This is a genomic window from Bacillus sp. FJAT-18017 (assembly GCF_001278805.1).
Taxonomy (GTDB): domain Bacteria; phylum Bacillota; class Bacilli; order Bacillales; family Cytobacillaceae; genus Bacillus_D.
In genome coordinates this window covers 2,961,254-2,975,935 of record NZ_CP012602.1, presented here as the reverse complement: position 1 = coordinate 2,975,935, position 14,682 = coordinate 2,961,254, and the positions used below count along the sequence as shown (strand labels likewise).

The following is a 14,682-nucleotide window of genomic DNA, read 5'->3' as shown; positions in this document are numbered from 1 at the left end:
TTGCAATGGGTATAGTCGGCAGCTCAATGTTTTCTACATATAAAAAGAGGATTCTTTCCTTGCAAGCCCCTTTAGTACCAGAAAATCTTAGGAAACCAGAATTCCAGCTAGACAACGATGATGCTCGGAAGCTGGAAATTTATTATACGCCATTTGACTACATTAATTCCGAAGCAAAGATCCTGATTGCCGGCATTACACCAGGCATGCATCAAATGCAGATAGCGTTTCAGACGGTTTGGGAATTGGGGAATGAAGGGTGGGCGGATGAGGCGATTCTCCACGAAGTAAAAAAGCGCGCGAGCTTTGAGGGCCCGATGCGCCGGAATTTGGTGGCTATGCTCGATGAATTGGGGCTTGCAGACTGGCTTGGCATGAACACCTCAATGGATTTATTTGGTGAAGCAAACCACCTGGTCCATACGGCATCTGTTCTTCCTCATGCCGTTTTTTTCAACGGGAAAAATTATAATGGCTCCCGGCCGGACATTTGGAAAACAGATTTGCTGCAGAGGCATGTGAGTACGTATTTCGCCAAGGATCACCGTGTACTTCGCTCACCATTGATAATTCCTCTTGGTGTTAATGTCCAAAAAGTACTTGTAGAACTTGGGAAGAAGGGATTCCTTGACACTGAACATTTGCTGCATGGTTTTCCGCATCCTTCCGGCAGCAATGGACACCGTCACCGGCAATTCGCAGAGAACAGAGACCAGATGAAACGGAAGATAGGCATGTTTTTCAATTAGTTAGTGATGGTTACGAAAAATTTTAGAATCAGGATTCTGGAGATTAAAGAAAATCCGGGTTAAAGTTGTTAACATAACTAAGTTATTGTTAACCTTCAGCCCGACATCCTCATCAGTCGTTGGGTTGTCATGTCGGCTAGCAGCTGATTATTTAATGTTCGTGCCATTGAGTGGGTCAGGTCGAGAACTTTTTTAATTCCTTCCTTATACCCTCGCTTAATGGCAAGTTCGTCGCAGCGTATTTCAGATTCGACATTGTGTTGGTTTTTTTCAACCGGGTGCTCGATATGGCCAAGTTCATGCCATATAATTGCTTCCTTCATTTCGGCATCAGAGCAAAATTGCTTATAATCATACACAACAATGAACCAATCAACGCCAGGTATCAGCGACTTATAAAACATTGTTAAAAGCCTTGTGTCGATGCCAGCAAGTTCAAGGTAATGGCCGCTTTTCAATCCGTACACATTAAGAATCGTTTCCTTGCCCTCCAGAATGACAATTTTGTCCGTTATCCCATACTTCTCTCTATCCAATTCCTCGCAGAAACAAATCATCTCATTTTCCCCCATTTGCACGTTTTCTCTGTTAGTATTGTTAAATATATATTCAACTTTTAAACAATCTGAATGGACGACTGGAAAATTTATTTTTGCAAGTATACTATAGTGGAAACGTTTTCGAGAAGTTTTAATTTTATGAATATTGAAATAAATTACTTGACATCAGGGAAGTGGTCTTACCTATGTTGATCCGCTGGTTTTTAACGAATGCACTTATCGTTGCGATTATTTTATTAGTTTCTTTTTATCGGGGTTATGATTCGAGTGGAATTCTGCTCGGAAAAGTGGCTGCACAGGCTGCGTTTATTTTGTTTTTGGTCAATACCAACATGTATTTTGTTTTTCTCATGATTAGGAAAAGCCGGGTAAGGGATGTGAAGGTGACACTGGCGAGGATTTCAAAAAAGATGATGAAATACCACATCCCTTTTGCTATTACAGCGACAATTTTAATTTTTGCCCATGGATTAATCATGGGATATGCCCAATGGGAGAACATCATCCAGATTAAAATTCTTTCCGGAATCACCGCAATGGCAATTCTGCCTCTCCTGTTGTACAGTGGATATCGGCGGCATAAAAAAGCGACCGGCAAGCGGAGAAAATATCATTACACGATGGCTTTTATCTTCTTAAGCTTCGCGGTTATCCATATTTTTATATAAAAAGGGGGTTTGTAAATGGGCGGCAATTACAAACTTAGCGTTGAAGCCAATCATGAAGGAGCGCTCTTTATCAGGGAAAGTCTCGTCCAATATAAAAAAGAATATATATCGGAAGCCTACACCTCTCCATCTGAAGACGTACATATCTTCCTTCGGGATCAAAATGAAGCAATAATAGGCGGACTGACCGGCTCAATCAAGCTAAAGTGTTTATGCGTTGACATCTTTTGGCTGGACGAAAAGTTAAGAGGCATGGGAAAGGGGAGTGAAATCCTCGCATTTGCCGAAAAGTATGCAAATGAGAAAGAATGCACTCTTGTAAAGCTTGATACCTTCAGTTTCCAAGCGCCTGATTTTTATACAAAGCAGGGCTACGAGATCTATGGTGAACTCGAAAACTTCCCTGAAGAAGGAATTACTCATTATTATCTTTTTAAAAGGCTTGGAGGAAAGTAAAGTGGAAGACAAAATCATTATCTATACAACAAATGACTGCATTGAGTGCACAATGGTAAAAAAAGTACTTGGTGAAGAGGGAATTCCATTCGAAGTGAGAGACATTTCAGTAAACCCTGCCTTCAAAGAGGAAGTTGAAAAATTCGGCTACCTTGGTGTCCCAGTTACAGTGTATGGCGGAAAAGCAGTAAAGGGTTTCACAAACGAGCTTAAAGAAATTATTGAAATGGCAAAATAGAGTTGAGTGAATCAATCACTAGAGCAACACCACAACTGGTTGCGTGAAGGCTATTTTAGGTGCTCTGAAACCTCACTATTACGGGCAGTGTAACCTTAGATTTTTAAGAGAACAAATGTTTCGAAACTAATCAGCACTTCTTGAGGATATTAGTACACACTTAATTAGCCAACCAGCAATACATTGGAGACATTTTGCACTGCTATAAAGCGTGAAATGGTTCCAATACAGCTTATTGGGCACATTTTGTCTAGCAGGAGTGCGCGAAATGGTTCCAATACAGCTTAATGGCTACATTTTGCCTTGCTTCAGAGCGCAAAATGATTCCAATAGACTTTGTTTTGCGACAATTTGCAATTCCTGGAGAGAGTATCAAATAATTTATATCAAGGACATTTCGTTATTGTAGCAGCTTCAAAATGTACTTGAAAACGGATTTCGAGGACATTTCACGTTTTTAGAGAATAAAAATGTCCTTGAAAATCCATTTCCAGGACATTTCAGTACAACAGCAGCTATAAAATGTACTCGAAACTTTTTCAACCAAATTCTCATATTAATGGAGACTCAGTCTCTAAAGCAGGAATACTATTATTGATTTAGATCGGGAGTTTTGACATGTATCAAACGTTCACAATGAAAGAAAAAATGAAACAGATCTTTGTAATGCTAATCCCAATCCTGATAACCCAGCTTGGGATGTTTTCAATGGTATTTTTCAATACGGTTATGACGGGACGCTATAATGCTTCCGAACTTGCTGGCGTCGCAATTGGATCGTCAATTTGGAATCCTGTTTTCATCGGTTTAAGCGGAATTCTGCTAGCTGTATCACCGATTGCTGCACAGCGTATCGGGGAGAAGAAGGATAAAGAAGTAGCCTCGACCCTTTCACATGGGATTTACCTGGGACTTATAATTGCAATTATTGTTTTGATTATCGGGGCTATTGTGTTGAATCCGCTGCTCGATTTTATGAATCTAGAGCCACGCGTACAGGACACAGCCCATGCATACCTCGTTGGTTTAAGTCTTGGAATCATTCCGCTATTTATTTTTAATGTTTTGCGCTCATTCATTTATGCACTTGGGATTACAAGGGTAGTCATGGTCATTCTTCTTTCATCGCTGCCGTTCAGCTTGTTTTTGAATTATGTCCTAATTTATGGCTATCTGGGCTTTCCGGAAATGGGCGGAGCCGGAGCGGGTTACGCTACGTCGCTTACTTACTGGATCATTTGTGGCATTACCTTTTTTATTATTAAAACAAAAGCACCATTTTCAGTGTACTTTTCACTAACAAACTTCAAGAAAGTAGTCGGCAAAGAACTCTCCGAGATTCTAAAAATCGGTGTACCAATGGGCTTGTCGGCATTTTTTGAAACAAGCATGTTTGCACTTGTCACAATCCTGATTTCAAAATTCAGCATTACTACAATTGCGGCATATCAGTCTGCATTGAACATTGCTTCGTTCATGTATATGATCCCATTGTCGATTTCGATGGCGCTGACTGTCCTAGTCGGGTTCGAGGTCGGGTCTAAAAGGAACCATGATGCAAAAGTGTACAGCTGGCTCGGTATTGGCGTATCTGTCATTATAGCCTTGGTCACAGGTATACTGGTAGTGTTATTCAGGTACCAGGTTGCCAGCCTGTATTCCAATGATCCCGCCGTTATTGCACTTACCGCTGCATTCTTGATCTACGCATTATTCTTCCAACTTGCTGATGCAATACAGGCGACTGCACTAGCAGCACTGCGCGGCTACAAAGATGTGAACCTGGCATTTGTCATGACCCTGATTGCCTACTGGCTCATCTGCCTGCCATCGGGTTATGCACTAGCACACTTTACCAGCCTGGGTGCGACCGGGTATTGGATTGGCTTGACGTTTGGGCTCCTAGCAGCCGGTGTCGCTCTATCAGCAAGGTTGATTTACATTCAGAAAAAGAAATTCCCGAGCGGCAAAGCGATAAAAGAAAGCCTCTTATCCTAATGGATTGGAGGCTTTTAGTATTCGTTTTTTTCGGAACGTATAGCGCTTTGTAAATTCTTTTTACTATACGAAAGCAGAACGCTTGTTTAAAATGGGTGATAGGTTAGCACGTGAATTTTTTACCAAAAAGGAGAAAAAATGTATACCTCAAAACCCATTAACTTCAACAGGACAACGATTGTCAGCTTACTGCTAGCAGCCTCATTTGTTTCGTTATTGAACCAAACCTTATTGATTGTGGCAATTCCGCCAATCATGGCCGAATTTGGCATTGAGCCAAACGAGGCGCAATGGGTCACGACAGCTTTCATGCTAATGAATGGGATTATGATTCCAATCACAGCTTTTTTAATAGAAAAATTCGGTACGAAAAGCCTGTTGATTTTTGCGATGAGTGTGTTCAGTTTCGGCACATTGCTAGGAGCAATTTCAACAACCTTTATGGTCCTTTTAATTGCAAGGGTCCTGCAGGCGATTGGGGCTGGAATTCTCATGCCATTAATGCAAACCGTCCTGCTTACGCTTTATCCGCCGGAAAAACGGGGCGCTGCCATGGGGATGAGTGGGTTAGTCATCGGCTTTGCACCGGCAATCGGACCGACTTTGTCAGGCTGGATCATTGACCATTTCACATGGAGATACTTGTTTTATACCGTCCTGCCAATTTCCCTGATTGTATTGGTTTTAGCTGTCTTCTTGATGAAAAACGTCACTGAGAAGAAGCAAGTACGTGTGGATGTTCAATCAATTATTTTTTCCTCATTTGGGTGGGGAGGACTGCTTTACGGCTTCAGTATGGTGGGGACAATGGGCTGGCTTGCCCCAACGGTTATAGGCTCGATCATTCTAGGAATAGCCGCCCTGGTTTTCTTTATCAGGAGGCAGAACCGGCTTGAAAGCCCTATCCTGAACTTCAGTGTATTTAAGTATAGGGAATTTACAGTTACAACATTTTTATCCGTACTCATGTTTGCTCTATTGATTGGCATAGAAACGCTGCTGCCGCTATACGTTCAAAATGTGAGAGGCGGCACAGCCCTTGAATCCGGTATGTTACTCTTGCCGGGGGCGATATTAACAGGTGCGATGGCACCAATCTCCGGAAGGCTTTTCGATAAATTTGGTGCGCGGGGTATGGCGATTTTGGGCTTTGTGTTTATTTTCCTATCCACACTGCTGTATATGACAATTGGAATGGATACGCCTTTTCCATATATTGCGGTACTTTTTTCGCTTCAAATGTTTGGTGTTTCACTGCTGATGACTCCTTTAATGACGTCGGGAATCAATGCATTGCCATTTCAAATGATTCCACATGGTACTGCAATGTCCAATACCATCCGTATGGTTGGCGGTTCAATCGGGACCTCGTTAATTTTCTCGGTCATGAGTGTTTTTGCCAGAACGTCTTCCGAATCATTGCCACCACTCGCTCTTCTTGACGGGATGCGGGTTGCGTTTATGGTGGCGGGTGTAATGGCACTGGCGGGCTTGATCTTTGCCTTTACACTTGCTAAAGGAAAATTGGTGCGGCTAAAAGGGTAGGTGAAATTCGTCTTCGAAAAATTAGATCCTCCAGTCCAAAGGGATTGGGGGATATTTTTATATACCGTGGGTAAAACAGGCAGAGGAGCAAAGCTGTTACCTGGAGATACTACCTTTAGAGGTGATTCAAATGATTAAAAAGATAGTCGCATGCCTTCTCATTCTTGGATTATTAACCAACAACTTCGTTTTCGCCGAAACGAATGCAGGAATAGAAATTTTTGATATTACTCAAGAAAAAGTTATTAAGACAGCACCAGTAACTCCTGATATTCAGCAGGAAGCGGCAATGTATCTTAAAGGAATAACTGGACTTTATCCAAAAATAAACCCAATTCCAAAACAAGGCTTTATGATAAGAATTCCACTTGATCCAAAAATCAAGGTGGAAAATCAATGGTTTAACAACACTGTGGATGAAGTAATCGTGATATTCCCAGTTAATGAAGACCCTTTTCTGCTGCTATTTGATGGTCAAAACAAAGCTTTATTTTTCAACTTTAAAGGAGATACAGGGCAATTAATGAATAAGTTAAACTTTAAACGATAATAACCATATGTATTTCAACTTTGCTGCTAAGTTAATGGCGGCATTTTTTGGTCCCGGGGCTTAATTGGTTATACGTAAAAGTGTTATGATTGAGTACGAGCTCATGATATAATAAAGAACTTAAGGACTTAATCGGATGCCAAAAAGCCTCCGCTTTGTTAAAAAAATGGAGGTGTAGGAATGAATAAACGATGGACCATCGGTAAAATTAAAGAATTTGTTGAGAAAAATTCAGATAGTAAGTTATTATCGACCGAATATCACGGTTTTTCACAAAAATTACTTTTCAAATGCTCGTGTGGAAGCAATTTCGAAAAAACCTTTACCAAATTTAAGAATAGTCACCAGCGTAAGTGTGACGTATGCCAGCCGCCAAAGGAATCGCGCTGACAAGTTATCAAAGCAAGTGTAGCTCTTTTTTATAAGATTGTAGTAAAAATTTAAAAGTAAGTAGGCGATTTGATGATAGAAGTAAAAACATCTCCACTTAGTGATGGGGAATTTAATAGAGGGGTATTTGCAACCCGTGATTTCAAAAAAGGCGAGCTTATCCATGAAGCTCCTGTCATTTCCTATCCTAATGAACAGCATGAGCATATTGAGAAAACCCTTCTTGCTGATTATGCATTTGAGTATGGGAAAAACCACACAGCCATCCTTCTTGGGTACGGTATGCTGTTTAACCATTCTTATGAACCAAACGCTTTTTATGAGATCAACTTTGATAACCATACTTTTGAGTTCTATGCACACACCGATATAAAAGCAGGCGATGAAATTCTTATCAATTATAATGGCGATGTCGATGATAATGATCCCCTATGGTTTAATCAGGAATAATCCATTCTTTGTGAATCGCCGAATTAGGGCCGAAAACAGCCGATTTAATTCTAAAACCGCCGAATTAAGTTTCCCCAACTCTATAAAGAGGATAAAAAGCTTACTCATTGAGTAAGCTCATCCTCCGGTATAGACACTTTCACATGTTCCTGCAATGGGTTCATAGTAACAATGATTCTTATATTGGCCGGCGAAAGGCTGGTCGAACCATGTTGACGGGCAAGGACCTGATGGATTGAAATACCATAAAGAGTACTTTGCTGGGTGTTCTCTCCAATAATCCAAATTCATTTTTGCAAGTCTTTTTTCAACAGGGCGTGCTCGTTGATAAAACATATTTCCTTTTTGAACTGCTTCAAAGGAATAATTTCCACCTTGTACATGAAATATAACCTGAGAAACGGTTCTAACATTTTTAAAATCGGTACACTCTGCTTTTACCCGGTTAACAATAACATTCCCTACATACAGCATTCCTTGTTTTCCTTCGCCTTCAGCTTCTGCTCTCATCATCCTGGCCATTAAGTCGACATCCGAATCACGGTATTTAATTCTCGCCATTATGTCACCCCCACATATACTATGTATATACGCCTACAATGTTGTTGGTTTTTTCTGATTAAATATACTTAGAATCATCCTCTATAGTTTGAATCAATGTACTTCTGTGATTTCCTCTCCAATCATTAAAGTAAATCTCTTCATAAATAAATTTGTTATATAGCCGGAAAAATTAACTAACTTTTATTTACCAAACAATTTTCCGAAAAGGAGCTTCCTATGTTTGAAATAAAGACATTGTTACAGTTGCCTTCATTTAAACCGACTGGACCCCTATGTTTTGAAAATCCCGATGAACAGTTCATATCAATAGATAATGAATTAAAACTAAGAGATTATTTTAATCATCCTAAATTCACTCCTAAACACATTCAGATGCTTATCACAATAAGGTACCAGAACAAAATAGTGGTTGGGGAGCATTGTCCATCAGGCTTGGATCTGTGGAACGATTTTGTCCAAGCGATAAAGGTATTTTTAGAAGAGGGAAGTGTCGAACTTAACTATGGGATAGATCCTATCTTGATGAAAATGAGCACTATAAATAACACTTTCTTAACTTTTGAATTAATAGATGATTGGGAGTCAAATGAGGTATATACAAAAGCCACCCTTCCTAAAAAAGAATTTTTGTACGCTCTATTAGATGGCGCGATACATTTTTGGACTACATTACATATCTACCAAGTATTTAAAAAAAGAGCATATAGAATAAGCACCCCTAAAGATTATCCACAAATGAAGTTGAACGAAATCCATAGACTTAAAGAGCAAGTCAAAACCTTGCTGGATAAAGATTAGTAATAAAACAAGCCCCAGACAAGTCGTCCGGGGCTTTATTTGTTAGCAGTACAATTCCACAAAGTGCTGCGGATTCAGCTTTTCACCTGTTACACGGCGAATTTTTTCGTTCCACTCATACATGGCCCCAGGCTTGAAGAACTCTTCAACGAGTAGCTTGCCGGTTTCATTGGTGAAAAATTCTTCTGATATGGTACGCTCGACATGGCGTTGCAGCTGGGCGGCGGTCAATTCACCAAGCAGGTAATTCTGATAGTAAACCGGCGCAAGGGTAAAATGGATTTTCGCTGCCCAATCAGGACTGCTTCTATCGTCCGGCGGAGTGACCAGCTGAATTTCCTCAACGGTTTTCCACCAGAGGCTGTTCAAATCCTGATCCGGATTTTCATACAACTCCTGCTCAAAAATGACAAACGTAATAATCCAGCGAGCAGAAATCAGCATTTGCAGCTGCTGGTATTTCTCCAGTTCGGGAGCAAGACCGGCAAGAGTTTCCGAATCAACCTGCAAAAACTTGCTGAGCCAACGTGAATCCTTGCCCATTTTACCAAAAAGCATCGCAATTGCCTCAGTTGTTAGCGTATGGGCTGGAGAACGGAGGCTGAACGGCAGGTCGTGATCCGTGTATTTGAAATAGGCGGCATGGCCGAACTCATGTAGATTTGTTTCCATCCAATACGAGCTTGGTGTCAGATTACATAGGACACGGACATCTCCTTTCCGGTCCATATCGGTGCAGAACGCAGTCGGATTCTTGCCCGTCCGCGGGTACAGGTCGCTTTTCTCGTACAAGTCCGTTATATCAATGCCGATGTCGTTAAAGGTATCGGTTGTAAGCTTTACAAGGTCCTTGCCTGAAAAGAACCGGTCAAGATTGGCAGCTTTGGATGGAGGAGCTTCCTGGAAGAACGGATCAACATAATGCCATGGCCGGATATCGGAGGGCTGGATACCGAATTTCTCGGCAAGACGCTCATCCAGCTCTTTCTTCAATCTGCGGTAGGTTGGGTCTGATTGCTCAATCAACTCCCGGAAGATGCGGAACACTTCGTCGCGGTCGAGTTCCTGATGCTTGAATGACATCTCGTGGTGGTTCGAAAAGCCAAGCAGGCGTGCTGCTTCATTCCGTTTTTTCACGAGCTCGATTAAGTCCTTCTCGACAACTTTTCCGACCTCCTTACTTGCAAACCAAACCTTTTTTCGGAGCTCCACGTCCTCCGAGTTGATCAAAACCTCGCGTATATCGTTGGCCGAGTACTCTTTACCATTGACTTTCGGTGAGTATGTATTAAACCTGAGGTTCAATTCTGACGAACGTTTTGAAAGGTCAGCGAGTATGTCTTCGGGAAGCTGGTTTTCCGCCATGCTAGTAAGAAAAGCCTCGAATTCCCGTTTCTGCTCATGGGTCAAACCTTCTTGTTTGGAAAGTCGCTTCGCAAGTTCGTATGTATCTTTATCCGAGAAGAACAAGTTAAATTTAGTACTAGCATCGCTTAGCCGGGAAGCCCATTCAGCGTCACCGGTTGTCTGCGCCATCCAACTTGCTTCGGTCACACTTTTCAATAACACTTCCATTTCCTCATTCATCTTTTTTAAAAAATTTACTGCAGTCGTCATTGTCTTTCCTGCCTTCCTGGCTTAAAATTGTCAATATATTTAAAATTCTATACCAATTAGGTAAGAAGTACCATGATTTTGTGAAATGAGGGAGCACAATGGAAATTAGAACACTAAAAGCCGGAGATGCGAGTGAATATCAGAAGTTGAGGCTCGAGGAGTTAAAGCTGCATCCAGAGGCATACGCATCAAGCTATGAAGAGGAAGCTGCACGGACAGTTGAATTTTTTGAAAAAAGGCTCTCTGAATTAGAATCTGTGACGCTTGGAGCTTTTGTTAATGGCCAATTGGCTGGCAGCGTAACGCTCTTTCCTGAAACAAAGAAAAAGCTTAAACACCGTGTCAATCTTGTAGCCATGTATGTTGCACCCGATTTCAGAAAGTCCGGAACAGGAAAAGCCCTGGTCCAGGCGGCACTGGAGAAAGCAAAAGTTATTCCAGGTGCTTCCCACATATATCTTGCCGTCACTTCCACAAATATCCCTGCAAAAAAACTTTATCTGTCATGCGGTTTTGAAACCTTTGGTGTAGATGCACAGGCATTGAATATAGATGGCAATTTTTATAGTGAAGATTTAATGGTATTAAAACTATAAGGCAGAAGGATATTCAGACACAAAAATGGTTAGCTGATGGAGCATTATTGTTTGTTAACATATTTGATTGGAGCGGAAATCTGATGGTTCAACAAAGTAGTTTAAAATAGACAACAATCCCTAATCCCATATCCCGACACCACAGCATATTGTAGTTAAAAAAGCAGTGGTGAGGATATGAAAGACAAAGAAATAGCTCTGCCTATAGATGCCGGCCCGCATACTAATTCGAATGTGGAATGGTGGTATTATTTTGCCTTCCTCCAGGGTGACAGGGGCGGGAGGTACGCGGTGATGGGGTCGTTTTTCGAGGTTGGCGAGACGAGTCTGTTTAAAGCGCACTATATGATTCATTCATTGATTGATTTAACAAATAATGTACACAGACATTACTCGCTTGCCGACTCTTCGCTCAAAAAACAGATGGCGCTTTTTTATATGCCGCTGTATCTATTGCTGAACCCAGGAGATACGCAAATGTGGCGGCTCCAGAAGCAGCTTTTAAAGGGCAGGCTGCCAAAGCCGCATCGCGGAATTCCTCATGCCAGAGTAACCTCTAATCCTGTTAAGCTTTCCTATGGAAAGAACAAGCTGGAGTTCCTTGGCAGCAGCCAGGCCGATTATGCCGTCAATATAAAAGAAAAAGAATTCGAGGCAGATCTCCAGTTCTCACCGGAAAAGCCGATTGCCTTAATAGGCGGACAAGGAAAGCCGGATGACCTCTACTATTATTCTTTTACCAGGAACAAAGTGAATGGCCAAATTGTAACTGATCGGGGAGCGGAAACAGTCTATGGGCAAGGCTGGTTCGATCATCAGTGGGGCAGGGATTATGGTCTCGCTAAAGGAAAGGGCTGGGACTGGTTTGGGATCCAGCTTGATGATGGGCGTGAACTGCTTCTGAACCAAATGACTTCAGATAAGAAGGAATCTGGTCCTAAGATGGCCAACTTGATTGGCAGGGATGGTTCACTTCAGTTCAGCAGGCAGGTTTCTTTTTCAAAAGAAAAGCATTGGAAAAGCTTTGAAACGAATGCGAGGTATCCAATCTCCTGGTCAATAACTATCCCTGAATTTAGGATGGAGCTCCGTGTCGAGGCCGCGTTTCCAAAGCAGGAGATGATTATCCTGGGCCCGCTCAAAGGAATTTGGGAGGGAGCAGTGAAAGTAACCGGCCGCGAAATAATGGCTAACGGACAGAGGAAGCCTCTTGCAGGTAAGGGGTTTATGGAACTGGTAGGCTATACTTGAGCGAGGAGTATGCTTTCTCGCTCTTAATAATGAATTGGGGATTTGATTTGTTGTATTAATGGTTGAAAATTCCTTCTTAAAATAATGATGAGGCTGGAAATAAAATAATTTATTTGCGTAGCCTCAAGGCAGTTAAAAACCTAAATATTTTCCTCAGTCTCGGTTTTATTCTGAAAAACGTACTGAGAAAGAAGCAAAGGAGAATAAAATGAATCTGCCCAGTGAATTTGTTGAAAAAATAACAGGTGCTTTCGGTTCGGATGGGACAAGGTGGCTTGAGAATCTTGAGGGACTTGTCGCGAAATACGCAGAAAAGTGGGGCTTGACTATTGAAGGACCGGCAGGCAATCTGACGTACAATTATGTTGTGAAAGCCTGTGATAAAGAAGGCACACCAGTCATCCTAAAACTTGGGGTGCCGAATTATGATTTCATAAATGAAGCCCGGACTGTCCGTCAATACAATGGGGAGGCTTGCGCCAGGCTGCTGGCTGAAGATGCAACAAATGGAGCCATGCTTCTTGAACAGCTCATTCCGGGACAAAATCTGTCCGTTCTTAATGATGAAGAGCAGGCTGCAAAGGAATACATACAGGTTTGGAAAAATATCCGCAGAAAGCTGCCGAACAATTTTTCCCCGCCATCCATTTTGGATTGGGCAGAAGGGTTTACCAGGTACAAAAGTCAGTTTCCGGACGGAGGAGAGCCGATTCCTTTTGAAGCGATTGAACGTGCTAACGCCTATATGAAAGAGCTTCATGACCCTGACCAAATCGAGCTGCTCCACGGCGATCTCCATCATGAAAATATCCTGCTTTCCGAAAGAGGCTGGCTGGCGATTGATCCTAAAGGCGTCTCAGGGAATCCCTATTATGACATCATGTCCTTCCTGATTAATCATCTTCATAATAAAAAACATCCACGTGAACTGCTTAAGAACCGGATTAACTGGATTTGCGAGGGGCTGGGACTTGATAAAAAAAGGCTTTTAAAAGCTTCTTATGCGCTTGGAACCCTTTACGCCTGCTGGGGAATAGAAGATCATGGAGAGTGGAAGGAAACATATCAGTGTGTCGAGTGGATTGCGGAATTCCTCACTGAATAGGACAAAATGTAGAAGGAAAATAAGATTTTGTCCAAGCTTTCTTCAAATTTCGAAGTAAATGACTATAAATTACTACTATGGTAGTAGTGTAAAGACTTCTATAGTTCTATTTAAATACTGATTTTATCCTTATATAATGAAAGTATACTCAGGAAATGGGGGAATGGGCAATGGTAGAAGCGAAGAAAGAGTTGAGCCTTATCGAATATTGTAAATATGCGACCCCAACAGAGGTGCTTAAAGCTGCCACAAACGGGAATGTCCGCGGACTTGATATGTTAGCTTTAAGGATGGTTATGGCAAGGAACAAACTACCTGTTGAAGTTGTTAATGTCATGATTGTTTATTTTTTCAAAACCTTCGCGAATACCGTTTATGATAGGAATGACCTTTTGAAAATTTATGACCACTGGCTGAAACATAACGTCCAAACCTTCGTCCAAGCGAAGCAGATGACAGCCACTGATATCCACACCATACTGAAAAAAACCGATCCAGCCTGATGGTCCTCCGTCAGGCTTTGGCTTTGCTTGATAAAATTAACCAGTTTTACACATTGTCCTTCCGGGAATCACTTAACTAGAGGATAGGAGGGATTTTCTAATGAATATCAAAGATGTTATGACAAGAGAAGTTGAAACGTGTCCACCCGATGCTTCGATTTATGATGTTGCAAAGAAAATGAGGGAACTGGATGTCGGTGCTATCCCAATTTGTGATGGGGACCAATTGGTAGGACTTGCGACAGACCGTGATCTCGTTATCCACGGCCTCGCTAACAACCTGTCTACGGATACTGCTGTTTCTGAGGTAATGACGAAGGATCCAGTTAGGGGAACAGTCGAAATGAGTGCCGAGGAAGCTGCGGACTTGATGGCCGATGTCCAAATTCGCCGTCTGCCGATTGTGGAGCAAGGCAGATTGATAGGCATTGTGTCGCTCGGTGACCTCGCCGTCGATGAACAGCTTTCTGATGATGCCGGACAGGCGCTCGAAGAAATCTCAAACCCTGCCGAGCCTGAAAAGTAAATAAATAATGTTGAGAAGCCCGCAGAAAATTTCTGCGGGCTTTTTAAATTTATGATTGTTGTTTTACTGGTAACAGTTGTAAAATTAGCTGTATAGCCCTATCGGGAATAGGGAGGGG

At 41.9% G+C, this 14,682-nt stretch carries 18 protein-coding genes; 15 read left to right on the top strand and 3 right to left on the bottom strand.

Features of this window, described 5'->3' with window-relative positions:
- Positions 1 to 5: 5 nt before the first annotated feature.
- Positions 6 to 749 (top strand): hypothetical protein, encoded by a 744-nt coding sequence (locus AM500_RS14000; RefSeq protein ID WP_053599771.1) that lies wholly within the window; start codon positions 6 to 8, stop codon positions 747 to 749.
- A gap of 95 nt (positions 750 to 844) precedes the next feature.
- Here the strand turns inward: AM500_RS14000 and AM500_RS13995 are convergent, their stop codons facing one another.
- Entirely contained in the window at positions 845 to 1,306 is a 462-nt protein-coding gene (locus AM500_RS13995; RefSeq protein WP_043932759.1) for a hypothetical protein, read from the bottom strand.
- A 188-nt stretch (positions 1,307 to 1,494) separates the two neighbouring features.
- On the opposite strand from AM500_RS13995, the gene AM500_RS13990 reads away from it, so the two are divergent.
- The 8 genes from AM500_RS13990 (at position 1,495) to AM500_RS13955 (ending at position 7,604) form a co-directional block, all read left to right on the top strand.
- Positions 1,495 to 1,977 (top strand): hypothetical protein, encoded by a 483-nt coding sequence (locus AM500_RS13990; RefSeq protein WP_053599770.1) that lies wholly within the window; start codon positions 1,495 to 1,497, stop codon positions 1,975 to 1,977.
- A 15-nt stretch (positions 1,978 to 1,992) separates the two neighbouring features.
- The gene (locus tag AM500_RS13985) at positions 1,993 to 2,433 is read left to right on the top strand and encodes a GNAT family N-acetyltransferase (RefSeq protein WP_053599769.1); all 441 of its coding nucleotides are present in this window, start codon (positions 1,993 to 1,995) and stop codon (positions 2,431 to 2,433) included.
- Position 2,434: 1 nt separating this feature from the next.
- Positions 2,435 to 2,671 carry a glutaredoxin family protein gene (locus AM500_RS25060; protein WP_156319819.1) on the top strand — a complete coding sequence of 79 codons (237 nt, stop codon included), beginning with the start codon at positions 2,435 to 2,437 and terminating at the stop codon, positions 2,669 to 2,671.
- 618 nt (positions 2,672 to 3,289) lie between these two features.
- The gene (locus tag AM500_RS13975) at positions 3,290 to 4,669 is read left to right on the top strand and encodes an MATE family efflux transporter (protein ID WP_053599768.1); all 1,380 of its coding nucleotides are present in this window, start codon (positions 3,290 to 3,292) and stop codon (positions 4,667 to 4,669) included.
- Between the two features lie 138 nt (positions 4,670 to 4,807).
- Positions 4,808 to 6,214 (top strand): DHA2 family efflux MFS transporter permease subunit, encoded by a 1,407-nt coding sequence (locus AM500_RS13970; RefSeq protein WP_053599767.1) that lies wholly within the window; start codon positions 4,808 to 4,810, stop codon positions 6,212 to 6,214.
- A 130-nt stretch (positions 6,215 to 6,344) separates the two neighbouring features.
- Positions 6,345 to 6,764, top strand: coding sequence for a hypothetical protein (locus AM500_RS13965; RefSeq protein WP_053599766.1), 420 nt, complete (start codon positions 6,345 to 6,347; stop codon positions 6,762 to 6,764).
- Positions 6,765 to 6,944: 180 nt separating this feature from the next.
- Entirely contained in the window at positions 6,945 to 7,154 is a 210-nt protein-coding gene (locus AM500_RS26140; protein WP_053599765.1) for a hypothetical protein, read from the top strand.
- A 72-nt stretch (positions 7,155 to 7,226) separates the two neighbouring features.
- Positions 7,227 to 7,604 (top strand): SET domain-containing protein, encoded by a 378-nt coding sequence (locus tag AM500_RS13955; RefSeq protein WP_043932764.1) that lies wholly within the window; start codon positions 7,227 to 7,229, stop codon positions 7,602 to 7,604.
- 117 nt (positions 7,605 to 7,721) lie between these two features.
- Here the strand turns inward: AM500_RS13955 and AM500_RS13950 are convergent, their stop codons facing one another.
- Positions 7,722 to 8,165: a cell wall hydrolase gene (locus AM500_RS13950; RefSeq protein WP_053599764.1), complete on the bottom strand. Its 444-nt coding sequence runs from the start codon at positions 8,163 to 8,165 to the stop codon at positions 7,722 to 7,724.
- Between the two features lie 219 nt (positions 8,166 to 8,384).
- On the opposite strand from AM500_RS13950, the gene AM500_RS13945 reads away from it, so the two are divergent.
- Positions 8,385 to 8,966: a hypothetical protein gene (locus AM500_RS13945; protein ID WP_053599763.1), complete on the top strand. Its 582-nt coding sequence runs from the start codon at positions 8,385 to 8,387 to the stop codon at positions 8,964 to 8,966.
- A gap of 42 nt (positions 8,967 to 9,008) precedes the next feature.
- On the opposite strand, the gene AM500_RS13940 is transcribed toward AM500_RS13945, so the two are convergent.
- Complete coding sequence (locus tag AM500_RS13940; protein WP_053599762.1) at positions 9,009 to 10,583, bottom strand: M2 family metallopeptidase; 1,575 nt, start codon at positions 10,581 to 10,583, stop codon at positions 9,009 to 9,011.
- Between the two features lie 98 nt (positions 10,584 to 10,681).
- Between AM500_RS13940 and AM500_RS13935 the strand changes: the two genes are divergently transcribed.
- From AM500_RS13935 to AM500_RS13915, 5 genes are all read left to right on the top strand, one after another.
- Complete coding sequence (locus tag AM500_RS13935) at positions 10,682 to 11,179, top strand: GNAT family N-acetyltransferase (protein ID WP_053599761.1); 498 nt, start codon at positions 10,682 to 10,684, stop codon at positions 11,177 to 11,179.
- Positions 11,180 to 11,356: 177 nt separating this feature from the next.
- Positions 11,357 to 12,430, top strand: a complete 1,074-nt coding sequence (locus AM500_RS13930) for a lipocalin-like domain-containing protein (RefSeq protein ID WP_053599760.1) — start codon at positions 11,357 to 11,359, stop codon at positions 12,428 to 12,430.
- Between the two features lie 208 nt (positions 12,431 to 12,638).
- On the top strand, positions 12,639 to 13,535 hold the full coding sequence (locus tag AM500_RS13925; RefSeq protein WP_053599759.1) for an aminoglycoside phosphotransferase family protein: 897 nt from the start codon (positions 12,639 to 12,641) through the stop codon (positions 13,533 to 13,535).
- 170 nt (positions 13,536 to 13,705) lie between these two features.
- Positions 13,706 to 14,038 (top strand): hypothetical protein, encoded by a 333-nt coding sequence (locus tag AM500_RS13920; RefSeq protein ID WP_043932770.1) that lies wholly within the window; start codon positions 13,706 to 13,708, stop codon positions 14,036 to 14,038.
- A gap of 100 nt (positions 14,039 to 14,138) precedes the next feature.
- Entirely contained in the window at positions 14,139 to 14,564 is a 426-nt protein-coding gene (locus AM500_RS13915) for a CBS domain-containing protein (protein WP_053599758.1), read from the top strand.
- Positions 14,565 to 14,682 lie beyond the last annotated feature (118 nt).